Source organism: Saccharopolyspora antiqui, from assembly GCF_052246905.1.
Lineage (GTDB): Bacteria > Actinomycetota > Actinomycetes > Mycobacteriales > Pseudonocardiaceae > Saccharopolyspora.
The window spans coordinates 1-26464 of sequence record NZ_JBQQBO010000024.1 but is presented as its reverse complement, the minus strand read 5'-3'; the positions used below and the strand labels follow the sequence as shown (position 1 = coordinate 26464).

The 26464-nt window shown below is 69.5% G+C and carries 24 protein-coding genes and 1 tRNA gene; 11 read left to right on the top strand and 14 right to left on the bottom strand.

What is annotated here, in order from left to right; genetic code table 11:
- Positions 1-114: 114 nt before the first annotated feature.
- Both ACTWQN_RS29725 and ACTWQN_RS29720 read right to left on the bottom strand, forming a co-directional pair.
- On the bottom strand, positions 115-1617 hold the full coding sequence (locus ACTWQN_RS29725) for an ATP-binding cassette domain-containing protein (RefSeq protein ID WP_443206913.1): 1503 nt from the start codon (positions 1615-1617) through the stop codon (positions 115-117).
- A 143-nt stretch (positions 1618-1760) separates the two neighbouring features.
- Positions 1761-1834 (bottom strand) — tRNA-Leu (locus ACTWQN_RS29720).
- 145 nt (positions 1835-1979) lie between these two features.
- On the opposite strand from ACTWQN_RS29720, the gene ACTWQN_RS29715 reads away from it, so the two are divergent.
- On the top strand, positions 1980-2201 hold the full coding sequence (locus ACTWQN_RS29715; RefSeq protein WP_443206912.1) for a DUF3618 domain-containing protein: 222 nt from the start codon (positions 1980-1982) through the stop codon (positions 2199-2201).
- A 48-nt stretch (positions 2202-2249) separates the two neighbouring features.
- On the opposite strand, the gene ACTWQN_RS29710 is transcribed toward ACTWQN_RS29715, so the two are convergent.
- The 10 genes from ACTWQN_RS29710 to ACTWQN_RS29665 all read right to left on the bottom strand — a co-directional run bounded on the left by ACTWQN_RS29710 (position 2250) and on the right by ACTWQN_RS29665 (position 12324).
- Positions 2250-2966, bottom strand: a complete 717-nt coding sequence (locus ACTWQN_RS29710; RefSeq protein WP_443206911.1) for an MOSC domain-containing protein — start codon at positions 2964-2966, stop codon at positions 2250-2252.
- Between the two features lie 78 nt (positions 2967-3044).
- On the bottom strand, positions 3045-3707 hold the full coding sequence (locus ACTWQN_RS29705) for a TetR/AcrR family transcriptional regulator (protein ID WP_443206910.1): 663 nt from the start codon (positions 3705-3707) through the stop codon (positions 3045-3047).
- 65 nt (positions 3708-3772) lie between these two features.
- Complete coding sequence (locus tag ACTWQN_RS29700) at positions 3773-4093, bottom strand: hypothetical protein (RefSeq protein ID WP_443206909.1); 321 nt, start codon at positions 4091-4093, stop codon at positions 3773-3775.
- A 121-nt stretch (positions 4094-4214) separates the two neighbouring features.
- Positions 4215-4802, bottom strand: coding sequence for a nucleotidyltransferase family protein (locus tag ACTWQN_RS29695; RefSeq protein ID WP_443206908.1), 588 nt, complete (start codon positions 4800-4802; stop codon positions 4215-4217).
- A gap of 20 nt (positions 4803-4822) precedes the next feature.
- A complete protein-coding gene (locus ACTWQN_RS29690) occupies positions 4823-6262 on the bottom strand; it encodes an NCS2 family permease (RefSeq protein ID WP_443206907.1) in 1440 nt (479 codons plus the stop codon).
- Between the two features lie 305 nt (positions 6263-6567).
- Positions 6568-7056 (bottom strand): nucleoside deaminase, encoded by a 489-nt coding sequence (locus ACTWQN_RS29685; protein WP_443206906.1) that lies wholly within the window; start codon positions 7054-7056, stop codon positions 6568-6570.
- Positions 7057-7125: 69 nt separating this feature from the next.
- Positions 7126-9429 carry a xanthine dehydrogenase subunit D gene (gene pucD, locus ACTWQN_RS29680; protein ID WP_443206905.1) on the bottom strand — a complete coding sequence of 768 codons (2304 nt, stop codon included), beginning with the start codon at positions 9427-9429 and terminating at the stop codon, positions 7126-7128.
- Positions 9430-9503: 74 nt separating this feature from the next.
- The gene (locus tag ACTWQN_RS29675; RefSeq protein WP_504230371.1) at positions 9504-10850 is read right to left on the bottom strand and encodes an 8-oxoguanine deaminase; all 1347 of its coding nucleotides are present in this window, start codon (positions 10848-10850) and stop codon (positions 9504-9506) included.
- Positions 10851-10993: 143 nt separating this feature from the next.
- Entirely contained in the window at positions 10994-11464 is a 471-nt protein-coding gene (locus ACTWQN_RS29670) for a (2Fe-2S)-binding protein (protein WP_443206904.1), read from the bottom strand.
- Positions 11455-12324, bottom strand: a complete 870-nt coding sequence (locus ACTWQN_RS29665; protein WP_443206903.1) for an FAD binding domain-containing protein — start codon at positions 12322-12324, stop codon at positions 11455-11457. The genes ACTWQN_RS29670 and ACTWQN_RS29665 overlap by 10 nt, the downstream gene beginning before the upstream one ends.
- A 309-nt stretch (positions 12325-12633) precedes the next feature.
- Here ACTWQN_RS29665 and ACTWQN_RS29660 point away from each other — a divergent pair, with 309 nt between their 5' ends.
- The 4 genes from ACTWQN_RS29660 (at position 12634) to ACTWQN_RS29645 (ending at position 17089) form a co-directional block, all read left to right on the top strand.
- Entirely contained in the window at positions 12634-14166 is a 1533-nt protein-coding gene (locus tag ACTWQN_RS29660) for a PucR family transcriptional regulator (RefSeq protein ID WP_443206902.1), read from the top strand.
- A 212-nt stretch (positions 14167-14378) separates the two neighbouring features.
- Positions 14379-15596, top strand: coding sequence for a type III PLP-dependent enzyme (locus ACTWQN_RS29655; protein WP_443206901.1), 1218 nt, complete (start codon positions 14379-14381; stop codon positions 15594-15596).
- Positions 15597-15723: 127 nt separating this feature from the next.
- A complete protein-coding gene (speD, locus tag ACTWQN_RS29650; protein ID WP_443206900.1) occupies positions 15724-16119 on the top strand; it encodes an adenosylmethionine decarboxylase in 396 nt (131 codons plus the stop codon).
- A 100-nt stretch (positions 16120-16219) separates the two neighbouring features.
- On the top strand, positions 16220-17089 hold the full coding sequence (locus ACTWQN_RS29645) for a spermidine synthase (protein ID WP_443206999.1): 870 nt from the start codon (positions 16220-16222) through the stop codon (positions 17087-17089).
- 96 nt (positions 17090-17185) lie between these two features.
- On the opposite strand, the gene ACTWQN_RS29640 is transcribed toward ACTWQN_RS29645, so the two are convergent.
- Positions 17186-18259: a hypothetical protein gene (locus tag ACTWQN_RS29640; RefSeq protein ID WP_443206899.1), complete on the bottom strand. Its 1074-nt coding sequence runs from the start codon at positions 18257-18259 to the stop codon at positions 17186-17188.
- Between the two features lie 303 nt (positions 18260-18562).
- Here ACTWQN_RS29640 and rbsK point away from each other — a divergent pair, with 303 nt between their 5' ends.
- Positions 18563-19462: a ribokinase gene (rbsK, locus tag ACTWQN_RS29635; RefSeq protein ID WP_443206898.1), complete on the top strand. Its 900-nt coding sequence runs from the start codon at positions 18563-18565 to the stop codon at positions 19460-19462.
- A gap of 116 nt (positions 19463-19578) precedes the next feature.
- Here the strand turns inward: rbsK and ACTWQN_RS29630 are convergent, their stop codons facing one another.
- Positions 19579-19923 carry a histone-like nucleoid-structuring protein Lsr2 gene (locus tag ACTWQN_RS29630; RefSeq protein ID WP_443206897.1) on the bottom strand — a complete coding sequence of 115 codons (345 nt, stop codon included), beginning with the start codon at positions 19921-19923 and terminating at the stop codon, positions 19579-19581.
- A gap of 362 nt (positions 19924-20285) precedes the next feature.
- Between ACTWQN_RS29630 and ACTWQN_RS29625 the strand changes: the two genes are divergently transcribed.
- From ACTWQN_RS29625 to ACTWQN_RS29605, 5 genes are all read left to right on the top strand, one after another.
- Complete coding sequence (locus ACTWQN_RS29625; protein ID WP_443206896.1) at positions 20286-20738, top strand: histone-like nucleoid-structuring protein Lsr2; 453 nt, start codon at positions 20286-20288, stop codon at positions 20736-20738.
- A gap of 161 nt (positions 20739-20899) precedes the next feature.
- Positions 20900-22510, top strand: coding sequence for an ABC transporter substrate-binding protein (locus ACTWQN_RS29620; RefSeq protein ID WP_443206895.1), 1611 nt, complete (start codon positions 20900-20902; stop codon positions 22508-22510).
- The gene (locus tag ACTWQN_RS29615) at positions 22507-23472 is read left to right on the top strand and encodes an ABC transporter permease (RefSeq protein ID WP_443206894.1); all 966 of its coding nucleotides are present in this window, start codon (positions 22507-22509) and stop codon (positions 23470-23472) included. The genes ACTWQN_RS29620 and ACTWQN_RS29615 overlap by 4 nt, the downstream gene beginning before the upstream one ends.
- Complete coding sequence (locus ACTWQN_RS29610; RefSeq protein WP_443206893.1) at positions 23469-24338, top strand: ABC transporter permease; 870 nt, start codon at positions 23469-23471, stop codon at positions 24336-24338. Before ACTWQN_RS29615 ends, ACTWQN_RS29610 begins: the two co-directional genes overlap by 4 nt.
- Entirely contained in the window at positions 24335-25927 is a 1593-nt protein-coding gene (locus tag ACTWQN_RS29605) for an ABC transporter ATP-binding protein (RefSeq protein ID WP_443206892.1), read from the top strand. Before ACTWQN_RS29610 ends, ACTWQN_RS29605 begins: the two co-directional genes overlap by 4 nt.
- Positions 25928-26464: the final 537 nt, after the last annotated feature.

Here is a 26464-nt window from a genome sequence, read left to right as displayed (position 1 = left end):
CGCGCTGCCAGCGGACGCGGGCTGAGCAGCTCCGCCCGACCGCGGATCTCGATAGGCGAGAAGCCGATGAGAGGTGACCACCGCACCGTGAGGTCGGCCCCCGCGGTGGCCGGTTCAGCTGAGCTTGCTGAAGCGGATGGTGCCCGCGCCGGACGTGCCTGAGGCGGGTGCGTTTCGCGGAATATCCCCAACGTCGTTGGGGTACCAATGCCCGACCAGGTTGGCGTACGTCGGTGAGCTGCGGAGCAACATTCCGTGCGTGCCAGCGTGAAGACCCGTGTTGTCCAGCAGCAGGACCCGATCCGCCCGCAGCGCCGAGCTGATCCGGTGCGCGATCACGACGAGGGTGCCGGAACGACGCGCGAAAGCACGTTCGGCGCGCTCTTCGACCGCCGGGTCCAAGTGGCACGTCGCCTCGTCCAGGATGATGACGCGCGCCGGGGACAGGTAAACCCTTGCCAGGGTCACCAGCTGCTGCTGGCCTCCGGTGAGCGCATCGGGGTTGATCTCCCCGTCATAGCCGCCGTGCTCGGCAACGAGTTCTTCCAGCCCGATCACGAGCACCGCCTCGTCCAGTTTAGCGTCCGCTGCCTCCGGTGCGAGGTAGGTGAGGTTTTCCCGCACAGTGCCCGCGAAGACGTACGCCTGCTGTGGGACCAGTGCGATCACCGATCGCAGCCACGGGGCGCGGAGCCTGTCCAGTTCGATCCCGCCCAGTCGGACCACACCTTCTTGCGGTGACTCCAAGCCCGCGAGCAAACTGGCCAAAGTGGACTTCCCGATGCCGCTGGTACCGAGGACGGCGATGTGTTCCCCTTCGCGGATGCGGAGGTTGGCCTCCCGCAACACGGGGTGGGCATGCGGGCCGTAGCGGAAGGTCACGCGCTCCAGCCCGAGGTCGTAGCGATCCACCGATAGGGTGCCGCCCGGCAGGAGTTCGTGAGCGACGCTGTACCGAGCGAGCCGGTTCAACACGGTGACCAGTTCCAGACCTACGTTGCCGACCGTGTTGATCAGCGTCCGCAGCGCCGGTTCCAGCCCGGACATCAGGTATGTCGCCGCGCCGAGCAGTGCTCCCGCGCTGAGCTGGCCCGACGACAGCAGCCACGGGGCGAGGATGAAAAGCATCACCAGCGGGACTCGACCGGTTAGGCCGATGACGCCGACCCTGATCCCGCCGATGCTGGCTACCTTGGTCAATGCACCGGCATGCGTCCTAAGTACGTCGTCCAAATCGGACTCGGCGCGCTTGCTGCCATCGTTGGCGATGACATCCCGCAGCGCGCCGAGGACGTCACCGGCACGCTCGCTGAGTCGTTCCTCGGTCCGAAGCGCCTGCTCGTAGCGCCGCTTCCACACTCGGGATATGCAGGCGATCAGGAGCCCGGAAATGGCCGATGTCGCAAGGATGATCAAGCTGACCACCGGCACCAGCGAGAACATGCCGATCGTTGCCGCGACGAGGGTGAGCGCGACCGAGCTCGTCGAGATCAGCAGCCCGGAGCTGAGCTGCCGGACCTTTTCGGTCTGGCTGGTGATCCGCGCGACCGTGCCCAGCTCGCCAGGCAGGTCGTCCCGCACCGCGTTGTAAAGGCTCCCGCGGACCAGCGATCTCACGAGGTGATCGCGCAATGCCTCGACTATCCGTGACATCGGTCGAACAGCCTGCCGCTTCGAGGTCTGCGGGGGCTCGGCCCCCGCAACCAACAAGCCGGGCAACGGCGAAGCCGCAGCTGCGGCGAGCAGCGTTCGCCGCCTCGTGGGGCCGGTGGGACTCGAACCCACACTGGCTAGGACCTAAACCTAGTGCCTCTGCCAATTGGGCTACGGCCCCGCTTTGCACAGCCTAGCGGGTGCGGTGATCTTCGTTGGCAGGCGTTCCCCGACCGGGTGCCGGGCACGACACGCGAACCGCTGGTGCGTCGCCGGTTCGGCGGTGCTCTACGGTGTCAGCAGCCAGGTGAACGTGAGGAGGACACGTGGCCCGTGATCCAGACACCATCGAGCGCGACATCGAGCAAGCGCGTGAAGCGCTGGCCGCGACGCTCGACCAGTTGAGCGTCAAGGCGGATCCGAAGCGGTTCGTCGAGCAGGGCAAGTCCAGCGTGCAGGAGAAGCTCAGCGACCCGAGGGTGCGCTACGTCCTGATCGGTGTCGGCGCGATCGTCACCATTGCGTTGGTGCGCAAGCTGTTTCGGTGAGGTGAGCGGGTCTTCGGGGGTGCGCCGCCCCGGAGACCCGCGAAGGTTCTACGACACCGACACGGTGTCGCCCTGGTGCACCACGCCTGGTCGGGTCACGCGCATGATCACACCGAACTTGTTGTCGTGTCGGCCGATCAGGTGGGTTTGCAGGTCCCGCCACCGCTGTCGGCCTTCGGCGTCCCAGCTCGGGACCGCGCAGCGGATGCACGGTCCCGAATAGTCGCCGGTGACCGTCAGTTCCGCTTCTCCCGCGGTGAGCACGGTGCCGGGTTCCCAGTCCTCTTCGGCGAACGCCGGTTGGTCGGCGGCCACGTGCAGGTTCGTCCGGAACCGGCGGAGATCGATGTCGGCGCCCAGCTCCTCGCCCAGCTCGGCGCGGGAGGCTTCGAAGGTGACGAGCACGGTCGGCCCGCGGTCCTGTTGTCCGTCGGCGGCGCGCAGGCTGAGCGGAATTCCCAGCGACTCGGCGAGGACGTCGGTGAGTTTTGGATCCTGCCAGGACCATTCGGCGCCGTCCGGGGCTCGCAGGGTCGGTGGTCCGGTCGGGTCGGCGGTGTCGCCGTAGCTGGCCGCCCAGCCGAGCATCTCGGGATTCTGCCGGACCGTCAGCACGTTGCCAGCGCGCGTGGGGCGCTCGTCGAGCAGTGCGTAGGCGCGGTCACCAGCCATGCCGCGCGCATCGAAGCGGGCGGCGCTGATGTGCTCGCCGCGCAGCGATTTCACCGGCCAGCGGCTCAGTCCCGATACCGATCCGTGCGTCACGCAGACCTCCTATCACCGCGTGCCACCCTAGCCCGCGATTTTCGGTTCGGTCAGCGAATTTCCGCACCGCGGCGGCGGTCACGCCCCCGGTGCGGATCGGCCGCGCAGCAGCGGCAGCAGCGCCTCGCGCAGCAGTCGGTCCACGAAGCGGGTGTCCAGTGGTTCGCCGGTGAGCATCAGGCGGTGGATCAGCCCCGCACCGGCGAGTTCGACGACCGTGTCGATCGGTGCGTCGGCGCGGATCTCGCCGCGCCGCACGCCGCGCTCGATGATTCGGCGCAGCACGTCGCGTTGCGGCAGCAGGAAGGATTCGCGGAACGCGGCGGCCAGTTCGGGTTCGTGCGGCAGCTCGCCGACCAGCGCCTGGGCGGCCTTGCCCGCCGGGCCGGTGAGGAAGGTGGCGAAGCCGCGGAGGAATTCGCCGAGGTCGCCTTCGATGGAGCCCTGGTCCGGTTCCGGAATGCTGCGCTGCACCAGCTGGTTGCAGGTGTCGATGACCAGGTCGAGCTTGGAGTCCCAGCGGCGGTAGATGGTGGCCTTGCCGGCTCGCGCGTGCGCGGCCACGGCGTCCATGGTCAGCGCGCGGTAGCCGACCTGGGCCAACACCTCCATGGCGGCCTGGCGCAGCGCGGCGTCGCGGGTGGCATCCCGCGGGCGGCCCCGACCGGCGGCAGGGCGGCTCGGTTCGGCGCTGGCCAACGCTGCTTCCTCCTCGCGTGCACTTGTCATCGGCGCGTTCACGACGGACATCCTAGAGTCCGGGCACGATTCGTCCACTGTGCACGCAGTCAGGATGTCGCGCGCGCTCACCGGGTGCCGCGGGTGCCACGTGAGCTGCGCGTGTTGCCCACTGCGGCAGCTGCTGCCTGGCGGGTCGCCTCGTCGGACAGACCGTGCCGGGCCTGCAGGTAGGCGGTGGTGAAGGCGAAGCCGTCGCCGGCGAGCAGGTGGATCACCACGCGGCCCGTCGAGTTCGGGGCGAGCTGCTCGATGAGCTGGTCGGCTTGGTCCCGCGCCGCGATCAGCCCGGGTGCGCGGGCCGTGCGGCGGTCGGAACCGGTCGTGACGGTGACCAGCCAGTCTTCTCCGTCGCGCACGTAGTTGGCGGTGATGTGTCCGTTTGCCATGAATGCCTCTGCCTCGGACTCGCTCGGGCTGTCGTGTGATGTCGATCACGGAAACTGGGATGTGTCGGGAGCAATCCGGCACTACGCAGAGTACCGCGTCGGTCACGCGTGGCAGTCGACTCTACGGGTTGATCCGGCGGAGGTCTTCGGGTTCGTCGATATCGAAGCCTTCTGATACATCGTCGCAAAACACCAGTGCGACTTCGCGCCCCTTCAGGTAGCCGCGGGCACCGGCATCACCGGTGGCCGCGGCGCGGGCACCGGCCCAGTGGTCCCGACCGAGCAGCACCGGGTGGCTGCGCGTGTCGTGGTGTGCGGCGGCGGCGAGAGCGCTGGTGCTGGCGTGCGCGGCGACGCGGCGAACGGCTTCCGGACCGATGCCTGGCATGTCCACCGGCAGCACGAGGGCGGCGACCGCATCGGTCTGCGCGAGCGCGTCGAGCGCGGTGCGCAGGGACGAACCCATGCCGCTGGGCCAGTCCGGGTTGATCACGACGGTCGCCCCGGTCAGCTCGGCGCGCTCGCGGACCTCGTCGGCGGCGGCGCCGAGGACCACCACGACCGGCGCGCAGCCCCCTGCGGCGAGGACCTGCGCGGCGCGGTCGACCAGCAGCGTCCCTTGGTACTCCACCAGCGCTTTCGGCATCCCGAAGCGGCGCCCCGCGCCCGCTGCCAGCACGACTCCCGCGACACCTGTGCACGCACCCACCCAACGGACAGTACCGCCGGTCACCGCACCAGGGCTTCGATGCCCTCGACACCGAAGTACAGCGCGAACACCGCGGCGAGCACGCCGACCAGCCAGCCGATCTCCCGGACCTTGCCGCGCGCGACCTTGATCACCGCGAAGGCGATCAGCCCGGCACCGATGCCGTTGGTGATCATGTAGGTGAACGGGATGACCGCGATGGTCAGGAACACCGGGATGACGTAGTCCGCGTCCTCCCACGGGATGTGCCGGGCCTGCGCCATCATCAGCCCGCCGACGATCACCAGCGCCGGTGCGGCGGCCTGCGCGGGTACTACCGCGGCCAGCGGCGTGAACAGCAGCGTCGCGCAGAACAGCAGGCCGGTGACCACGCTGGCCAGGCCGGTGCGCGCGCCTTCGGCGACGCCGGTCGCCGACTCCAGGAACACCGTGTTCGGCGCCGATCCGGCCAGCCCGCCCGCAGCCGCGGCCACCCCGTCGACGGCCAGGATCCGGCCCATGCCCTCGACCTTGCCGCCGCGGACCAGCCCGGCCTCCGACGAGACGCTGGTGATGGTGCCCATCGCGTCGAAGAACCCGGAAAGCACCAGGGTGAACAGGAAGACGGTGGCCGCGATGCCACCGGCCGAGGCGAACCCGCCGAAGAGGTCGACGTTGCCGAACAGGCTGAAGTCCGGGCTGCCGACGAGGTGGTCCGGCAGTTCCGGCACGATCGTGCCCCAGTCCTTCGGGTCGATGCCGAAGGCGGCGCCCGCCGCGATCGCGATCGCGGTGCTCACGGCGATGCCGATCAGGATCGCGCCAGGTACCCGGCGGGCCAGCAGCACCAGCATGATCAGCAGGCTCAGGCAGAAGATCGCGATCGGCACGCCGACCAGGTGACCTTCGGTGCCCTGGCCCATCTGGACCGGCACCGTGGTGTTGGCCGCATCCGGCTTCCGGGTCACGAATCCGGCGCTGACCAGCCCGATCAGCGCGATGTAGAGGCCGATGCCAACGGTCAGCGCGGTTTTCAGCGGCGCCGGGATGGCGTTGATGATCTTCTCCCGGATGCCGCTGACCGCCAGGACGACGATCACGATGCCTTCCAGCACCACCAGGCCGAAGGCCTGCGCCCAGGTCATGGCGGGCGCGATGGTGAAGGCGACGACCGCGTTCACACCGAGCCCGGCGGCCAGCGCCAGCGGCGCGTTGCCGACCAGGCCCATCACGATGGTCATCACCCCGGCGGTGGCCGCGGTGGCGGTGGTCAGCTGTTCCGGGGTCAGCTGGGCGCCGGTGGCGTCCGCGGACGAGCCGAGGATCAGCGGGTTGAGCATCACGATGTAGGCCATCGCGACGAAGGTCGTCAGGCCGCCGCGCAATTCGCGGGAGAACGTGGAGCCGCGCGCGGTGATGCGGAAGAAGCGATCCAATCCGGATGTCCGGGTGGATTCCGCGGGTCGCAACTGCTGGGTCATTGAGCCCTCCCATGCCGGTGGGCGCCCCCGTGCGGCACCGCCGAAACCGCGGTCCCACCCGGACTGCTTTCCGGCGCCGTCCGGGCATGCGGGAGCCCGGCGGGAAATCGCCGAAATCGGTTCGGGGCGTTTGATCGATTGGATTTCTGCCGTCCCGCGAGGTTTTCGCAGTCGGCGGACGGACCAGGACCCGTCAATCGCGGGACCCGCCCGCAGGCGTCGGAGCGACCCGGTCGTCGGCCCGACACCTTTTCGCAAGGCGTCTCAGGAACTTCTTCAGCTGGTGGGAATTCGAGCGGTCAACGCTAGTAGTCCACCCGGTCGGCCTTGCCGCGCCAGGCGTCGAAAGCCGCGTTGCGGTTGGCCACCTCGACCCGGCGCACCGGCGTCGGGCACTTCGTTTCGGGATCCTTGAACGCCTCGTAGAAGGCGCGGTCGTCGAAGCCCGCATCGGCGGCGTCGTCCCGATCGGCGGCGAACAGCACCCGGTCGACCCGCGCCCACAGCGCCGAGGCCAGGCACATCGGGCACGGCTCGCACGAGGTCACCAGCACGCAGCCGGTGAGCCGGAACGTGCCCAGCACCCGGCAGGCGTTGCGGATCGCGGTGACTTCGGCGTGCGCGGTCGGGTCGAGGTCGACGGTCACCTGGTTGGTGCCGGTGGCGATGATCTCGCCCTTCCGGATGATCAACGCGCCGAAGGGACCACCGCCGGAGTCCACGTTGGTCGTGGCCAGCTCGATGGCGCGAGCCATCCAATCCTGCTCGGCGCCCGTCGCGACGTCCACGGACATTGGTTCACTCCTAGGGATTCCACGGATATTCGGAGATGCTGCGGCGACGGCCCGCCGCAACGGCTGGCGTCACACGATGTGCTCTGGGGCAACCGGGGTGTGCGCCAGTTCCTTGCCGGTGGCGGCGCGGATGGCCGCCACGACCGCCGGGGTGGTGGAGATCGTCGGCGGCTCGCCGACCCCGCGAACCCCGTACGGCGCGTTCGGGTCGCCGCGCTCGATGACGTCGATCTCCATCGGCGGCATGTCCAGGATCGTGGGGATCAGGTAGTCGGTGAACGAGGGGTTGCGGATGTGCCCGTCGGCGACCTTGATCTCCTCCATCACCGCCAGTCCCAAGCCCTGCGCCGAGCCGCCCTGGATCTGGCCGAGCACCGCGTCCGGGTTGATCGCCCGGCCGACGTCCTGGGCGCAGGCCAGCTGCACCACCTTCACCAGCCCGAGCTCCACGTCCACATCGACCACCGCGCGGTGCGCGGAGAACGCGTGCTGCACCTGCACCCGCTCGCTGCGTCCGGTGTCGTCCATCGGGAAGGTCTCCCGGTGGTGGAACTCGCGGGTCCGCTCGACCACGTCGTCGCCGAGCACCTGGACGAGATCGGCCAGCACCCCGGTGGCCGTGGACATGACCTTGCCGCCCTGCAACGAAAGCTGCGCGGGATCGGCGTCGTAGCGTTCGGCGACCCGCTCGAACAGCGCCTGCCGCACGGCGTCGCAGGCGGCCTTGACCGCGCCGCCGGTGACGTAGGTCTGCCGCGACGCGGAGCTGGACCCGGCCGGGCCGACGCTGGTGTCGTTGGGGTGGATGGTGACCCGTTCGACGCCGAGTTCGGAGCGGGCGATCTGCTGCTGCACCGTCACCAGGCCCTGCCCGACCTCGGCGGCGGCGGTGTGCACCATGGCCGCCGGTTCGCCGCCGATGACCTGCAGCCGCACCCGTGCGGTGGAGAAGTCGTCGGCGCCTTCGGCGTAGCAGATGTTCTTGAGCGTCACGCCGTAACCGACACCGCGCACCACGCCTTCGCCGTGCGTCGTGTTGGACGCCCCACCCGGCAGCTCCCGGATGTCCACCGGACCGGTGCGCTGCGGCGGCATCGGCAGCGCGCGCACCCGCTCCAGCAGTTCCGCGACCGGCGCCGGGTAGTCCAGCACCTGCCCGGTCGGGATCGAGTCGCCCTGTTCGATCGCGTTGCGGATGCGCACCTCGACCGGGTCCATGCCCAACGCGGCGGCGAGCTTGTCCATTTGGGACTCGTACGCGAAAGTCGGCTGCACGGCGCCGAGTCCGCGCATCGCACCGCACGGCGGGTTGTTGGTGTAGAGGCCCCAGCCCTCGATGTCCACGTTCGGCACGTCGTAGGGGCCGACGCCGAGTGTGGTGCCGTTGCCGACCACCACCGGGGTCTTCGACGCGTACGCACCGCCGTCGAAGTACTGCGTGGCCTTGACGTACACGAGCTTCCCGTCGCGCGTCGCGCCGTGCTCGTAGTACATCTTGGCCGGATGCCGGTGCACGTGGCCGTAGAACGACTCCTCGCGGTTGTAGACCATCTTGACCGGTTTGCCCAGGTGCAGCGCCAGCATGCACACGTGGACCTGGATCGACAGGTCCTCCCGGCCGCCGAACGCGCCGCCGACCCCGGACATCGTCATCCGCACCTTCTCCGGCGCAAGACCCAGCGCCCGCGCGGTTTGCCGCAGGTCGGAGTGCAGGTCTTGGGTCGCCAGGTACAGGTCGACGCCGCCGTCCTCCGCCGGGATGGCGAGCCCCGATTCCGGCCCCAGGAACGCCTGGTCCTGCATCCCGACGGTGTACACCCCCGACACCACGACTTCGGCGGTGGCGTTCGGGTCGCCCTTGCGGATCTTCTGGTGGCGCACCACGTTGCCGTCCGGGTGCAGCTTCGGCAGCGTGTCGTCGTGTGCGGCCCGCTCGGCGTCCACGACCGGCTCCAGCACCTCGTACTCGACGACGATCCGCGCCAGCGCGCGCCGCGCCGTTTCCGGGTGGTCGGCGGCGACCAGCGCGACCGCTTCGCCCTTGTAGCGCACCACGTCCGCGGCCAGCACCGGCTGGTCGGCGTGCTTCAGGCCGTAGCGGTTCTCGCCCGGCACGTCTTCGGCGGTGAGCACGGTCTGCACCCCGGCCATCCGCATCGCCGGACCGATGTCGATCGACTTGATCCGCGCGTACGGGTGCGGGCTGCGCAGCGTGGCTCCCCACAGCATGTCCTCGGCCCACAGGTCCGAGGCGTAGGCGAACTCCCCGCGCACCTTGATCGCGCTGTCCGGCCGCAGCGGGGATTCGCCGATGCCGCCGCCGATGGTGTCGTTGAGCTCCTGCGGACTGCGAGCAGGCGCGTGGCTGCTCATGCGGACACCTCCGGTGGATTGCGGGACATCCGCACCCGGTCGGCTCGTCATGCGCGAGGGGGAAGGGTTTTCGCTCATGACGCCTCCAGGGTGCGGATTCGGGCGCTGGCCCGGTGGAGTTCTCGGGTGAGATCGGCTTCCGGCGCCGTGACCAGCCGACCGTTCTCGACGACGGCGGTGCCGCCGCGCAGCAGGCGCGCCAGCTTCGGCAGCCGGCCGAGCACCAGCGCGGCGACCGGGTCGGCGATGCCCGCGTGGTCGAGGCCGTGCAGCTGCCAGACGGCGATGTCGGCGAGCTTGCCGGGCTGCAACGAACCCAGCTCGTCGTCCCTGCCGAGGCAGCGCGCGCCGCCACGGGTGGCCAGCCACAGCGCATCCCGCACCGACAGCGCCCATGGTCCGTAGCGGGCGCGTGCGCTCAGCAAGGCCTGCCGCAGCTCCTCGCCGAGACCACCGGCCTCGTTGGAGGCGACCCCGTCGACTCCCAGCCCGACGGGGGCACCTGCGTCCATCAGCTGCCGGACCGGCGCGACCCCGGCGCCCAGCCGTCCGTTGGAGCTCGGGCAGTGCGCGGCGCCGGTGCCGGTCTCGCCGATCCTGGCTATCGCCTTGTCGGACAGGTGAATCGTGTGCGCCAGCCACACGTCCGGACCGAGCCAGCCGAGCTCGTCGGCGTACTCGACCGGGGTGCGGCCGAACTCGGCCCGGCACCGCTGCTCCTCGTCGGCGGTCTCGGCGAGGTGGGTGTGCAGCCGGACCCCGTTGCGGCGAGCCAGTTCGGCGGCCTGGCGCATCAGGTCCGTGCTCACCGAGAACGGCGAGCACGGGCCAACCGCGACCCGCACCTGCGCGCCCGGCTCCGGGTCGTGGAACCGGTCGATCGCTTCCTGGGTCCCGGCCAGCGCGTCGTCGAGGTCCTCGACGACGGAGTCCGGGGGCAGCCCGCCGTGCGCGCGGCCCCGGTCCATCGAGCCGCGCACCGCGTGCAGCCGCACGCCGATCCGCTCGGCGGCGGCGACCACCGCGCCGAACACGTCGCCGCCGTCTCGCGGGAATACGTAGTGGTGGTCGGCGGCCGTGGTGCAGCCCGACAACGCCATCCGGGCCAGGCCCGCCGACGCGGCGGCGTGCGTGATCTCCTCGTCGAGGCGCGCCCACACCGGGTACAGCTCGGTCAGCCAGTCGAACAGCGTCGCGTCGGCCGCGTAGCCGCGGGTGGCCCACTGGTAGAGGTGGTGGTGGGTGTTGATCAGACCGGGTGTGACCAGGCAACCGGCCGCGTCGATGCGCCGCACCGGGCCGTGCTGCGCGGGCGCCGAACCGGGGCCGACCGCCGCGATGCGGTCACCCTCGACGACGACGTGGCCCTCGGTGAACTCGGTGCCCGCGTCGTCTACGGCGACCACGGCGCCGCCCTCGATGACGGTCTGTCCCGCCTCTCCGCGATTTGCAGTGGTGGTGACGTCCAGCCCAATTCTTCCGTTTTGCGGTTTCTTGTGGCTGGGTTGCGTCACGGTCCCCTGGGGTGCGGTTGAGCGGGGGACTGGGGTTGGCACGGCGTTGCTCATGCGTTGGCCTTCCGCTGGGCAGCGAGCCGCACCGCATCCATGATCTTCTCGTAACCGGTGCAGCGGCACAGGTTCCCGGCCAGCGCCTCCCGGATCTCCGCATCGGAGGGATTCGGCGTGCGGGCCAACAGGTCGTGGGTCTGCACCAGCAGGCCCGGCGTGCAGAAACCGCACTGGACCGCGCCGGTCTCGATGAACGCCTGCTGCACCTCGTCGAGCCGCTCGCCGTCGGCCAGCCCCTCCACGGTGCGCACTTCGCGCCCCTCGGCCTGTCCGGCCGCGACCATGCAGGCGCACGCCGCGACACCGTCCAGGTAGACCGTGCAGGAGCCGCATTCGCCCTGTTCGCAAGCATTCTTCGAGCCGGGCAGGCCGAGCCGCTCGCGCAGCACGTACAGCAGGCTTTCGCCCTCCCACACGTCGTCGGCCTGGTGCGGTTGTCCGTTGACGGTGAACTTCAGGCGCATTCCTGCCTCCCGGAACAGTGCTCGTGCCAGACCCAGGTCAGGGTCCGCCGGGCCATCACGGCCAGGGCGTGTCGGCGGTAGTCGGCGGTGCCGCGCACGTCGTCGATCGGCGCGGCGGCCTGCGCGACGAGTTCGCCGAATCGGCGGGCGGCCCCCTCCGCCAGCGGCCGTCGCCGCCGCCAGTCCAGTTCGGCGCCCAGGAACTCCTCGGCCGCCAGAGCGCGCAGCGGCGTCGGAGCGGCCGAACCGATCCCGGTGCCGACCCGCTGCTCGTCGGGGTGCAGCGCGATCGCGAAGGTGCACACCGCGATGACCATCGCGTTGCGGGTGCCGACCTTGGAGAACTGCTGCGGCCCGGTGGCCGGGGCGAGGTGCACGGCGGCGATCAGCTCGTCGGCGGCCAGCGCGTTGCGCTTGACGCCGGTGAAGAATTCCGTCGCCGGGATCAACCGCGCGCCGCGCACCGACTCGACCTCGATCTGCGCGTCGCTGGCCAGCAGCGGCGGGTGGCCGTCGCCGGCGGGGGAGGCGGAGCCGAGGTTGCCGCCGAGCGTGCCGCGGTTGCGGATCTGCGGTGAGCCGACGGTGCGGCTGGCGATCGCCAAGCCCGGCACCCGCTCGCCGAGTTCGTCGATCAGGCGGGTGTAGGACAGGCCCGCGCCGATGCGCAGCCGCCCGCCCACCTCCGACCAGTCCGCCAGCTCGGGGATCCGGGTGAGGTCGAGCAGCGCGCTGGCGCGGTGGCGGGCGAAGTTGATCTCGACCATCACATCGGTGCCGCCCGCGATCGGTGTCGCGTCCGGCTGCGCGGCCTTGGCTTCGAGCGCCTCCCGCCACGAGGCGGGGCGGAGGAATTCCACTGCTGGTCTCCTTGTCACGGCTGGTGAAAAGGTGTGAGTCAGTACACAACCGGGGGACTGGCGTTGACTAGCGGTGGAAGGCCCGAAAAAGCCTTCCGGTAGCCGGGCTGGAGTTGTATGTTTCTCCAAATACGCATGGCTGCGCTGCGCAGTCCGGCTCAGCCGCACGACGCGCAGCGGAGTTCTCACCGGAACAGATGCCTGCCTCGGGCCGGAGGTTGCGACCGACGGCCGCCGCGACCCGGCTGGACGCAGGTTCCCCGCGCCTCCACAGGTGTGGAGCGCGGGCCCGAACTCTGAGGTGCGCAGGTGCTGCTAAGCGATCTCCTTTCCGATCCGGATCTCGGATTGGTGCTGCTCAACGGCGCGGAGCAGATGGATCGGCCGGTCCGCGGCGTTTACATCACCGATCTGCTCGACCCCCGGCGCTACCTGGACGGCGGCGAGCTGGTGCTCAGCGGGCTGGTCTGGCGCAACGACCCGAGCGATTCGGAGAAGTTCGTCGCCGCGCTGGTCGATGCGGGTGTGGCGGGGCTCGCGGCGGGCACCGCGCGGTTGGGCCACGCCCCGCCGGACCTCGTCGAAGCCTGCCGACGGCACGGCCTACCGGCCTTCGAGGTGCCGTTGGCGGTCAGCTTCAACGCCCTCGCCGACCGGATCCAACGCCGCGCCGCGCCGCGCCGGGAACTGGTCTCCGCGGTTGCCGCCGGGGCCGACCTGGACCGGGTGCTGCGGATGGCCGCCGACGAGCTCGGCGCGGACTGCTGGGTGCTGTCCGCGGCTGGCTGGGTCGTCGGCGGCACCGCCGAGCTGTCCGAGGCGACGCGGCGCGCTGCGCTGCGCGATTTCGCGACCGGCCACCTGCCCCGCACGGTGCGCGCCACCGAGACCTGCGTGCTGTGGCCGGTGGAATCCGACGCCGAGCCGCGCGCCGCGCGCTGGTTCGTGCTGGCCCGCGGCGATCTTTCCGGCTGGGACGAGGAGAAAGAGGCAGTCGCCACCGACCTGGGCACCGTCGTGGCGCTGGTGCGTGCGCGGGTCGACGAGGCGCGCCGGATCGCGGGCCGGTCGGTGGCGGCGGCGCTGCGGCGACTGCTCGACGGCACCTCCACCCCGACCGAGGTCGCAGCCCGGTTGGAGACCGCCGGGCTGCCGACGGACGAGCCGCTGCGAGCGGTCGCACTGCGGCTCGGTGACCTGGGCATCGGGGACCCGGGCATCGGTGACCCAGCCGAGTCGACGACGCTGCTGCGCGAGATCGCCGCGGCCACCGGCATGGCCTCGGTCACCGCTGCGCTCGGCGACGGCGCGGCGGCGTTGTTCGTCGACGACGAGGCCCACCTGGCGGAACTCGACGCGCAGCTGCGCCGCATAGTCGCCGACACCGAAGCGGGCCTCGGCGACCGGCGCCTGGCGGTCGGCGTCAGCGACGTCAGCCCGGCGACCGCGCTGCGCGGTGCGCTGGAAGAGGCGGGCTATGCCCGACGGCTCGCGCAGCGCCGCCCAGGCCGCGCCGAGGTCGTCGCGGCGACCGAGCTCGCGTCGCACGAGGTGCTGCTCGCGTCGACGCCCGACGAACTGCGCCGGTCCTACCGGCAGCGGCTGCTGGCGGAGCTGGTGGCCTACGACGCGGCGCACAGCTCGGACCTGGTGCACACCCTGCGGACCTTCCTGGACTGCTCGGGATCGTGGTCGCGCTGCGCCAAGCAGCTCCACGTGCACGTCAACACGCTGCGCTACCGGATCCAGCGGATCGAGGAGATCACCGGTCGGGACCTCGCCGAGTTCCCGACCCGCGTGGACTTCTACCTCGCCCTGGAACTCGACCGCGAACCGTCCTGAGTGCGCTCGTCCACTCACGACTACGCAACGCGACCTCGTAGCCGCTTGTCAGTGGGAGTGCTCACACTCGATTCCGCTGTCCGGGGGAAGCGTCGGACGCGGTTCGAAATCCGTAAGTGAGCGGGGTACTGTGCTTGGTCGCAGTTACGCTCGAAGAGTCGGCACCGCTGCCGAAAAACCCATCCCCACCAGCCGAGACGGAGGTACCGGGATTGACCGATCTGTCCGCCACCACCGGTGTGACGGACCGCCCGAGCGGCACCGCGCAGGTGACCGGATCAGCCGCTGCGGACCCGATTCTGCGGTTCCTCGACCAGCAGCGACCCGAAACCCCCTGCCTGGTCATGGATCTGGCGCAGGTGCGCGATCGCTACCGGCAGCTGCGAGCCGCGCTGCCGGACGCCCGGATCTGCTACGCGGTCAAGGCCAATCCCACTCCCGAAGTGGTCGGTGAACTCGTCGGCCTGGGCGCGTCCTTCGACGTCGCCAGCCCCGGCGAGATCGACCTGTGCCTGGTCAAGGGTGCCGCACCGGAGTCGATCTCCTACGGCAACACCATCAAGAAGCGCCGCGACATCGCCCGCGCCCACCAGCAGGGCGTGCGGCTGTTCGCCACCGACAGCGCCGCCGACCTGGCCAACATCGCCGAGGTCGCGCCGGGTTCGCAGGTGTTCTGCCGGGTCCTGGTGGACAACAAGGGCTCCCGCACGCCGTTCGGCCGCAAGTTCGGCTGCCCGCCCGAGACCGCCGCGCAGCTGCTGCGCCGCGCCGTCGAACTCGGCCTGGACGCCTGCGGCGTGTCGTTCCACATTGGATCGCAGCAGCTGGAGCCCGGTGCGTGGGACCACGGGATCAGCGCGGCCCGGCAGGTGTTCGCGCAGTGCGCCGAAGCGGGCGTGCGGCTGCGGATGGTGAACCTGGGCGGTGGATTGCCCGCCGAGTACACCGAATCCGCGCCACCGCTGGCCGACTACGTGCGGTGCGTCGAGGAGTCGTTGGACCGCAATTTCGGCGCCCAGCGGCCGGAACTGCTCATCGAGCCGGGCCGCCACATCGTCGGCGACGCGGGCGTGCTGCGCAGCGAAGTGGTGCTCGTCACCGACTCCTGCGACGGCGAACGCCGCTGGGTCTACCTGGATGTCGGCCGCTACAACGGGCTGGCCGAAACCGAAGGCGAGGCCATCACCTACCGGCTGCGCACCTCGCGCGACGGCGACCCGAGCGGTCCGGTCGTGCTGGCCGGGCCGAGCTGCGACGGCGATGACGTGCTCTACCAGCGGACCCGCTACGAGCTGCCGCACACGCTGCGCGGCGGTGACTGGGTGGACCTGCTCAGCGCCGGGGCCTACACCGCCAGCTATTCATCCGTGGGTTTCAACGGGTTCACCCCGCTGCCCACCTACTGCGTCGACGGCGACCACCGGCCGTGATCAGCTCGGCAGCGCTGTGCCCGAACCGTCAACTGAAAGATCGCGAGGAGGTTCGCGACCGCTCGCGCGATACGAGCCCGGGAAACCTCGACTGCTGGAAATCTGCTGAGTGATGGGAGGTCGATAGATGTCCGTTGACACCGGGACGCCGCCGGTCGGGTTGTTCACCGGCCGGCATGTCCTCGCCGAGCTGGAGGGCGTTGATCCGGAACTGCTCGACGACGAGCAGTTCCTGCGGGAAACCCTGCACGACGCGTTGAGCCAGTCGCACGCCACGGTGTGCCAGATGATCGCCAAGCGGTTCGAGCCGCAGGGCGTCACAGTGTTGGCGTTGCTGTCGGAGTCCCACGCTTCACTGCACACGTACCCGGAGGATGGTTCGATTTTCATCGATGTGTTCACCTGCGGGCACACCGCTGAACCGGAGCGCGCGGTGCAGGTCCTCGCCGCGGCGCTGAAACCGGCCGCGCAGCACGTCCGAACCATTCACCGCGGTCGGGACTACGCCGAACTGGCCTCGTGACCGGGCCGCGGCCGTCCAGCTGCCTGCGTGGTGGAAGCAGTGTCATCGCTGATCAGGCACGCCCTTGGCGGGCGACGCAATTCGAGGAGGAGCACCGTTGATGGAACTCGACGGGCACCGGTGGATCAAGGAACCGTTGGGCGAGGACCTGCAGCGCCTGTGGCGGGTCGACGAGGTGCTGTGGGAGGGCGACACCCCCTACCAGCACGTGGTCGTCGGCCGCACCGGCCAGGGGATCTCGTTGTTCTGCGACGACGACCGGCAGAGCACCGAGTTCTCCCAGCTGGTCTACCACGAGGCGATGGTGGTGCCGGCCTTCCTGCTCGCGGAGCGGGTCGAGCAGGTGCTGATCATCGGCTCCAGCGAGGGGGTGGCCAGCCAACTGGCGGTGGCGGCCGGGGCCAGCCGGGTCGATCACGTCGACATCGACGAGCAGTGCGTGCGCGTCTGCGCCGAGCACCTGCCGTACGGCTACAGCACCGAGGAACTGGCCCGCGTCGAGCGGGGTGACGGGCCGATCAAGCTGCACTACGCGGACGGCTGGGGATTCCTCGACCAGGCGCCGCCGGAGGGCTACGACATCGTGGTCGTGGATCTCCCCGACGAGCGGGCCGACGAGGCCGATGGTCAGCACAACCGGCTGTACGGGCTGGAGTTCCTGCAGCGCTGCCAGGCGGTGCTCGCGGCAGGGGGCGTGGTCGCGTTCCAGGCGGGCTGCCCGACGATCTGGCGCAACAAGACGCTGGTCCGCGCCTACAACCGGTTCCGGACGATGTTCGACACGGTGGCCTACTTCGGCTCCGACGAGCACGAGTGGGCGTTCCTGTTCGGGCGCGTCGAGCCGATCGACGACCCGACCAACGTGATGCTGGACGCCTTCGCGAAGTCCGCCTACCAACCGCGGACGATCGACGAAGCCAGCCTGATCGGCTCCACGGTCCCCCCGCACTCGATCCGCAACCAAACCTGAGCGCCTGCACCGCGGCACCCCTCAGGCACCCCGTTCGGGCGAGGAGTGAAGGGCACCTTTCGCCAACTTACTTGGTAAAAGGTGCCCTTCACCTCGCTACAGGGAGCCGAGGTAGGGGTGGCTGGCTGGGTTTCCACCGCGGGGGTTGAACCATTGGTCGAAGGCCAGGCCTCGGGCGTGCAGTTCGGCCTCCACCTTGGTCACCTGTTGTGCGGTTTCCGGCTCGGCGTCGGCGGCCAGGGACAGGTCCACTTCGTACAGCTCGTCGTGGTCGGTGTCGCCGAAGGCCCGGGCGGCGAACGCGTCGAACACCGGTTCGCTGGCGTCCCAGGTCATCAACTCCGCGGCCTCCAGCACCACGCGCGCCTCGTTGATGATCAGCCGCAACGCCAGCGCCTCCGCCACGGTGCGCGGCGGGGTCCACGCCGCCTCGGTCAGCCGCTGCGCCACCGGTGCCGAGGACAGCACGAACGCGCGGGCGAAGAAGGCGTCGTAGCGGTGGTCGTAGCAGGGCGGCAGCTCCTCCAGCACCAGCAGGCCGACGGCGTCGGCGACCGTCGCGTTGTTCACCGCCAGCGCCAGCTCGTCGTAGAAGATCTCGTCGGTGACCACCCGCACCGCGTGGATCAGCGCACCAGCGGGCAAGGTGTGCTCGCCGGGCTCGACGCCGAACGCACCGGCATCGAAGGCCCGCAACTGCGGCGCCAGCTCGGTGAGCCGGGCGCGCCAGTGCTCGACGTCCATCGCGGGCTCCGCCGAGGTCTCCAACGCCTCCTCGACGGCGGCCTCCAACGCGTTGTCCGCGCCCACGTCACCGGCGGCGGCCAGCCGCTGGTTGAACTCGTCCTCGGTGATCTGCACCTCCGAGTGGGCCACCAACCAGCCGGTGAGCACCTCGCTCTCGCCGATCAGCTCGTCGAGCACCGAGGCGGCGGCGTCCTCGGCGGCCAACAGCGACGGCGCGTCGAGGGCGAGCACCACGCTCGCGCCCGCCGGGTGCACCGTGATCCGGTAGTCCAACACGTCGATGTCCGCGTCGCCCGGCCCGGAAACCCCCTCGACCAGCGCGAGGTGGCGGTCCAACACGGCCGCGATCCCTTCCTGCTGCAGCGCGTCGAGCTCCACCACACCGGCTGGCGGTTCGAGCTCCGCTGTCACCGCGTAGTCCACCGCGTCTCGCCTTCTCCCGGTTCTCGGGTCGTCCTGCCCGCAGGGCGCTCCAGCGAAATGTCCGGCTGCGCCGAGTCGAGCACCTTCCCGGCGCGTCGCCGCCGGACGGGGTCATCGCAGCGCATCGGGCATGCTCAGGACAACCCCGGCAGCGCCGGTGACGGGCTGGGACGGCCGTACCGGACCACGACGTGAGCCATTTGAACCAGCCCTCTCCTCGACGGTTGGTCGGCATGCTACGTCGTCCAACGGTGCAGGACCCGTCAAGCTCTCGGGGCAACCCCATCGGCCATGATGAACCGCGTGACGACGACTGTGGCCGTATTCGGCAGCTGCAACATGGACTTGGTGGCCTACGTCGCAACCGCGCCGAAGCGGGGCGAGACGGTGCTCGGTCGGGAGTTCCACACGGTGCCCGGCGGCAAGGGCGCCAACCAGGCGATCGCCGCGGCGAAGGCGGGCGCGGCGGTGCACCTGATCGGCGCGGTCGGGCAGGACGACTTCGGCACCCAGATCCGCGAGACGCTGCGGGAGTCCACTGTAGACGTCAGCGGCCTGCGGACGGTGCCGGGGCGCAGCGGCACCGCGCACATCGTGGTCGACGACGAGGGCGGCAACTCCATCGTCGTGGTCCCGGCCGCGAACGGGACGGTCGACGCGCTCGCCGACGGCGACGAAGAACTGATCGCCGGAGCGCGGAGTTTGCTGCTGCAGCTGGAAATTCCGTTCACCGGGGTGGCAGCGGCCGCGGCGGCGGGCCGACGCAACGGCGTGCGCGTGGTGCTCACCCCTGCTCCGGCGGCGCCGCTGTCCGAGCACATCCTGTCGAACGTGGATCTGCTGGTGCCCAATGAACACGAGGCGGCGATCCTGGCCGGAGACGAAGACCCGGATCGCGCACTGGCGGCGCTGCTGGAACTCGTCCCCGAGGTGGTGATCACGCTAGGTGCGCGCGGCTCGCTTTACGGCAACCGGGACGGCGCGCGGGTGGCGGTGCCCAGCTTCCCGGTGGACGCGGTGGACACGACGGCCGCGGGCGACACCTTCGTCGGAGTGCTCAGCGCGGCGCTGGGTGAGGGCGCCGAAGTGCCTGAGGCACTGCGGCTGGCCTCGGCTGGGGCAGCGGTGTCGGTGCAGCGCAACGGCGCCAGCAGTTCGATGCCCACCCGCCAAGAAATCACCGACTTCCTGGCGACCAGATAAAGGATTCACGGCGGTCAATACCGATGGTTCACCGCCGTGCTACGAGGAGTCATTGCGCGAGTTTCACGGGCGGCCGGATTTGCCAGGGCTTCGAACCAGCCGCCCGTGCTGCCTGCTCACTGAGCGTTGTCGTATGCCTCGACGACCTCGGCCGGAATGCGACCCCGATCGGAAACCTGCATCCCCTGATTCCGGGCCCATTCCCGAATGGCCTGGTTGCGTTCCCGGTCTGCCGTGCTCGGCGTCGCCGACGGCTTGCCGGGCTTGGCGGTCGCGCGCTTGCGGCCACCGGTCTTCCGCGCGCTGGCCACGAAAGACGCCAGCGAGTCGCGGAGTTTGGCGGCATTATCGGCGGACAGGTCAATTGTGTAGTTCACCCCGTCCAAGGCGAACTCGACGGTGCTGTCGGCTGGTGTGCCGTCGACGTCGTCGACGAGCTGAACGGTGACTTTCTGCGCCACGGTAACCCTCGATTCCGGCTCGATTCCCCTTCTTCTCCGCACGCGCGGTGCGAAGAAGAGCGAGCGAACAATAAACGATCGCCACAAGAATGTTCCACCCGCCACCGGAATTTTCTGCGATGTGCGCTGGATTACTTTCTCGGATTGGCCCGTGGTGGTTACTGTCCGTTGGTGATGCCGGTGCTCGTGGGGTCAGTGCGCATGTGACCCACCCGGCGGTTATCGGCCGGTCGCAGAGCTGTTCTATGGTTAAGTACGAGACAACAGCGATGCCGCGTGCTACAACGTGGCCAGGGGCTAGCAGTAGTCTTACCTGCAAGTGTCGCGGATCGAGGCGGGGCACGTTCCCGAGACAGGTGATCATGGCCGAGCGGATTCAGGTCGAACTCGTCGATGACATCGACGGGTCGCCAGCCAACCACACCGTCACCTTTTCGCTGGATGGCGTGACGTACGAAATCGATCTGAGTGACGGTCACGCGCAGCAGTTGCGCGCCGTCTTCGACCGCTACATCAAGGCGGCCCGCGCCCCGAAACCCGCGCCGGTGCGCAGCACCCGTCAGCAGGAGCGCGAAGAGGAACAAACCCGGCAGGCCAACAAGCAGCTCACCGAGCAGATCCGCGGCGCCGCGCAGCGCACCCGCGAGCACCTGAGCAAGAAGGCCGCCGAGCCGACCCCGCCGGAACCGGTCGAAACGCCCGAATCCGCCGAGGAAACGCTGTTCGACGCGACCCCCACCGACGACGACCAGAAGTCGTCGGCCGCACGCGTCCCAGCGGTTTCGATGCCGCACTTCTCCTCCGCGGTCGACTGACCCGAGGCTTGTTCCGGGAGCGTTTCGCGCAGGTGCCGTTTCCGCGGTAATGCGTGACCACTGATTTCCGCTCGATGGCGGAACGATCACGGATATGGACATGGCGCCATCCGGGCAAATACGGTTTCCGCGTTTACCACTGAGGTTCGCGGGAGGCGTGTGTGACGGTGCGGTTCAGACGATGCCTCCCGGTCCTGTTGGCCGTGGTGCTCGGGGTGACCGGGTGTGCTCCGCTGGTGGATGTCGAGCAGACCGCCGCCCAGGTGCGCTCCTCGGTGCAGGCCCCGACGGTGCGCGGCGGCGAAGCGGTGATCGCCTTAGACCAGGAGCCGGACAAGCTCGATCCGACGCTGGCGTCGACGCTGGCCAGCCGCCAGATCTTCACCAGCATGTGCGAGAAGCTCTACGACGTCGACGAGTCCGTGCACATCGTGCCGCAACTCGCCGCGGCACTCCCGCAGGTCTCCCCGGACGGTCTGGAGATGACCATCCCGCTGCGGCAGGGCGTGGTGTTCAACGACGGCACCCCGTTCGACGCGCCCGCCGTCAAGAAGAGCCTTGACCGGCACCGGGAACTGGGTGGATCAAGCCGCAAGACCGAACTCAGCGCGGTCCGATCCGTGTCGGTGCTGGACCTCCAAACGGTGCGGTTGACCCTGTCCCGGCCCTACGCGCCGCTGACGAGCATGCTCGCCGACCGCGCCGGAATGGTCATGTCCCCGGCCAAGCTGGATGAACTCGGCGAGGACTTCACCAACGACCCGGTCTGCGTCGGCCCGTTCAAGTTCGTCGAACGCGTCGCGCAGGACCGGATCGTGCTGGACCGCAGCGAGTTCTACTACGACCGCGACAAGGTCAAGCTGGACCGGCTGATCTACCGGATCGTGGCGGACGACAACATCCGGATGGCCAACCTGCGCTCCGGCGAGTTCGACGTGATCTGGGAGGTGCCGACCCCCGAAGTGCCGATCCTGGTGCGGGACAGGGGGATCGTGCTGCTCAACCAGCCAACGCTGCAGTACTACGCGATCACGCCGAACATCCAGAACGTGGGCGGCGAAACCGGTGAGGTGACCGGTCCGCTCGCCGATGACCCCCGGGTGCGGGAGGCCCTCTCGCTGGCCATCGACCGCGGCACGCTCAACAAGATCGCCTTCAACGGCCTGTACCAACCCGCCTGCGGACCGATCCCGGACAGCAGCGAGTACGCCACCCCGAAAACCCAGGAATGCGTGCCCTACGACCCGAACCGGGCCCGCCAACTGCTCGCCGAGGCAGGCGTGCCGACCCCGGTGCGGTTCGAGATGACGTTGGCCAACGACCCGACCCAGATGCGGGCCGGGCAGATCATCCAGGCGATGGCCGCCGAGGCGGGCTTCGACGTCGTGCTGCGCCCGACCGAGTCGACGACCGCGATCGCCGAAGCGCGGGACGGCCAGTTCCAGACCTACTTCGGCGGCTGGTCCGGCCGACCGGACCCGGACGGCAACATCGCTTCCTTCCACGTCCAGGGCAGCTCGTCCAACTACAGCGGCTACTTCACCCCTGAACTGGATGACCTGATCAAACAGGCCGCCGCCGAACTGGACGTGCCCAGGCGCCGGGTTCTGTACGAGCAGATCGTCGACGAGCTGCACCGGCGCAACAGCGTCATCTACCTCTACCGCACGCAGTACTACGTAGCGCACACCGCGGAACTCGCGGGTGTGCAGATCTACCCGGACGGGATCATTCGGATGAATGCCGCCGGTTACGTCCAGGCGGGGGGATGACAATGCTGCGCAGCTACGCGCTCAACCGCATTCTGCAGTCCTTGGTGACCCTGGTGCTGGTGTCGCTGGTGATCTTCGTCGGACTCCGGGCGCTGCCCGGCGATCCGGCCATCGCGATCGCCGGAGCCGAGGCCGACGACGCCACCATCAACGAGATCCGCCAGTCGTACGGCCTGGACCAGCCGGTCTACGTGCAGTACGTGACCTGGCTCGGCCGCGCGTTGCAGGGCGATCTGGGCGAGTCGGCCAAAACCGGCCTGCCGATCACCGACATCATCCTCAGCCGATTACCGGTCACCCTGGAACTGGCCCTGCTGAGCCTGCTGTTCGCCGCGCTGATCGGCCTGACCAGCGGCGTGATCGCCGCCGTGCGCCGCGGCACCGCGCTGGACTGGCTGGGCAACGGCGTGTCGCTGTTCGGGCTGTCCATCCCGAACTTCTGGCTCGGCCTGGTGTGCGTGCTGGTGTTCGCCGTCTGGCTCGGCGTGCTGCCCGCCTCCGGATTCGTGCCGTTCACCGAATCCCCGCTGGGCAACCTGGAGCGCATGATCCTGCCCGCGTTCGTGCTGGGCAGCGGACTCGCGGCGGTGCTGATGCGGCAGATGCGATCGTCGATGTTGGACGCGTTGACCTCCGACTACGTCCGCACCGCGCGCGCCAAGGGCGCCGGGGAGTGGCGGGTGGTCGGCATCCACGGTCTGCGCAACAGCCTCATCACCGTGCTGACGATCCTCGGCCTGCAACTGGGCCTGCTGATCTCCGGGGCCGTGGTCACCGAGCAGATCTTCGTGCTGCCCGGTTTCGGAAAATTGATGGTCGATTCCGTGTTCACCCGCGACTACCTGGTGATCCAAGCCGCTGTGCTGGTCGCCGCGGTCGGCTACATCGTGGTGAACCTGCTGGTCGACCTGCTGTATTCGGTGGTGGATCCGCGAATCCGAGTCCGTGGAGGTGCGGCATGACCCAGGCAGTCGCGGATTTGCCGCAGGTGAGCGGCTCGCGCCGGGTGCTGCGCCGCCTGCTGCGGCACCGCACCGGCGTCGTCGGACTCGTGCTGTCCGCGCTCTTCGTGCTGATCGCCGTGCTGGTCCCGGTGATCGCGCCGGCCGACCCGGCCGCGGTCGACTTCGACCACGTCCTGCAACAGCCTTCGCTGGCCTGGCCGCTGGGCAGCGACGAACTCGGCCGCGACCAGCTCGCTCGCGTCTTCTACGGCATCCGGGCGTCGATCGTGGTGGGCGTGCTTTCGATCCTGCTCGCCATCGTCGTCGCGGTGCCGCTGGGTCTGATCGCCGGTTACTACCGAGGCATCGTCGACACCGTCGTCTCGCGCATCACCGACACCTTGCTGGCCTTCCCGTTCCTGGTGCTGGCGGTCGGACTGGCCGCGGTGATGGGCGCGTCGATGATGAACGCGGCCATCGCGATCGGCCTGTCCCAGGTGCCGAAGCTGATCCGGGTGGTGCGCGGCGAGACGCTGCGCCTGGCCAACGAGGACTACGTGGCCGCCTGCGTCGCCGCCGGTGCGCGCAGCACGACCGTGATGTTCCGGCACATCCTGCCGAACGCGGTGAACGCGCTGCTGGTGCAGATCACCGTCGCGATCCCGGAGGCGATCATCAGCGAGGCGCTGCTGTCGTTCCTGGGATTGGGCGTGCAGCCGCCCATTCCGTCGCTCGGCGTGATGTTGTCGTCGGCGCAGACGTACTTCGCGCAGGCACCCTGGCTGGTGGTCTTCCCCGGCCTGACGATCGTGATCGCCACCCTCGGGTTCAACCTGCTCGGCGATGGTTTGCGAGATGCCTTGGACCCGAAGGGAAACCGATGAGCGACGTGCTTTCCTTCACCGACCTGCGGGTGCGGTTCCGCACCGAGGACGGCGTCACCGACGCGGTCCGGGGGATCAGCTTCGGCATCGCGCCGGGCGAAATCCTCGCCGTGGTCGGCGAATCCGGCTCCGGCAAGAGCGTCACCGCGATGTCCGCGCTCGGGCTGCTCCCGCCGACCGCCGACGTCACCGGCGGCATCGCGCTGGAGGACCGCGAACTGCGCGGGCAGGACCTGCGGCGGGTTCGGGGCAAGGAGATCGCGATGATCTTCCAGGAGCCGATGACCTCGCTCAACCCGGTCTTCACCATCGGCTGGCAACTCGTCGAGGCGATCCGGCTGCACACCGATGTGCCCGCCGAACAGGCCCGCGAACGCGCCGTGGAACTGCTCGACGTCGTCGGGATCCCGGAGCCGCGGCGAAGGCTGAAGCACTACCCGCACCAGCTCTCCGGTGGGCAACGCCAGCGGGTCATGATCGCGATGGCGCTGGCCTGCGAACCCAAGGTGCTCATCGCCGACGAACCGACCACCGCGCTCGACGTGACGGTGCAGGCCGAGATCCTGGAGCTGCTGCGCGACCTGCGCGAACGCCTCGGTATGACGATCCTGCTGATCACCCACGACATGGGCGTCGTCGCGGACCTCGCCGACCGGGTGGTGGTGATGTACCGCGGCGAGGTCGTAGAGCAGGCGCCGGTGGAGCAGCTGTTCAGCGCACCCGAGCACGAGTACACCGAAGCACTGCTGGCCGCCGTGCCACGCCTTGAAGTCGGTGAGAGCACCGAGTCGGAGCCCGCCGAGCCGGTGCTGCGGATCGAGGACCTGGTGGTGAGCTACGCGGGGCACCGCGCGGTGGACGGGGTGTCGCTGCACATCGAGCGCGGCGAAGTCCTGGCGCTGGTGGGCGAATCCGGCTCCGGCAAGACGACCGTGGGCAAATGCGTGGCCCGGTTGGTGACCCCGGCGGACGGCCGAATCGTGCTGAACGGCCAGGACATCAGCCACCTGCCCGCTCGCCAGCTCCGCGCGGTGCGGCGCAACATCGGCATCGTCTTCCAGGACCCGGGCTCCTCGCTGGACCCCCGGATGAGCATCGCGGACAGCATCGCCGAACCGCTGCGCCTGCACCGGGTCGCCCGCGGGCGCGAACTCGACGACCGCGTCGACACCCTGCTCGACGCCGTGGAACTCGGTGCAAAGATGCGTCGCCGTTATCCGCACGAGCTCTCCGGCGGACAGCGCCAGCGGGTGAGCATCGCGCGTGCCCTGGCGCTGGAACCGGAGCTGCTGATCGCCGACGAGCCGACCAGTGCGCTGGACGTGTCGGTGCAGGACGCGGTGCTGGAGCTGCTCCAAGCACTGCAGGCCAAGCTCAACTTCAGCTGCCTGTTCATCAGCCACGACCTCGCGGTGGTGAACCTGCTCGCGCGCCGGGTCGCCGTCATGCACCAGGGAAAGGTCGTGGAGCAGGGCAATCGGGCCCAGGTGCTCGGCGACCCGCAGCACGCCTACACCCAGCGACTCCTGGCCGCTGCGCCAGTGCCGGACCCGGTGCGCCAGCGCGAGCGTCGGCTCGCGTCCCGATGAGGCAAACGAAACCGCACCGCGCCGCTTGATGTGGGCGCGGTGCGGCATTGGTTCGGGTCAGTCCTCGGCGCGATGACGTCGAGCCCGGCTGCGTGGTCCGGGACCGGTGCGAACCGCCTTCTTCGGCTCGGGCTGCGTCGCCCGGTCGACCGGTTCTGCCAGCGCTGCGGCGAACTCGGGCGGAGCGCTGGGGCCCCAGTTGCGGTCTTCTGGGTCTATCAGAGTTTTTCGCAGCTCGGTGTAGATCGGCGTCGAGTCCACTGCTACCCCCGTTCTGACGGTCGACTCGGAGGCTACCTGCGAGTCCGGGGCGAATCGCGACGACGAAGCAGGACCACACGAAGGTGGACATCGAGCTGGCCCGCCGAGCAGGTGCGCGGGGATGGCCCGGAACCTGCCTCAAGATCAGCTCTGACCTGGTGTTTTGTTGTTTTGTGGGGGGTGGTGTGTGGGGGTGTTTGGGGGGTGTGTAGATTTATTCAGGTCAGCGCGACACGGGCCGGGAAAATAGCCGGGCCGGGCGCGGCGTGGGTCTGC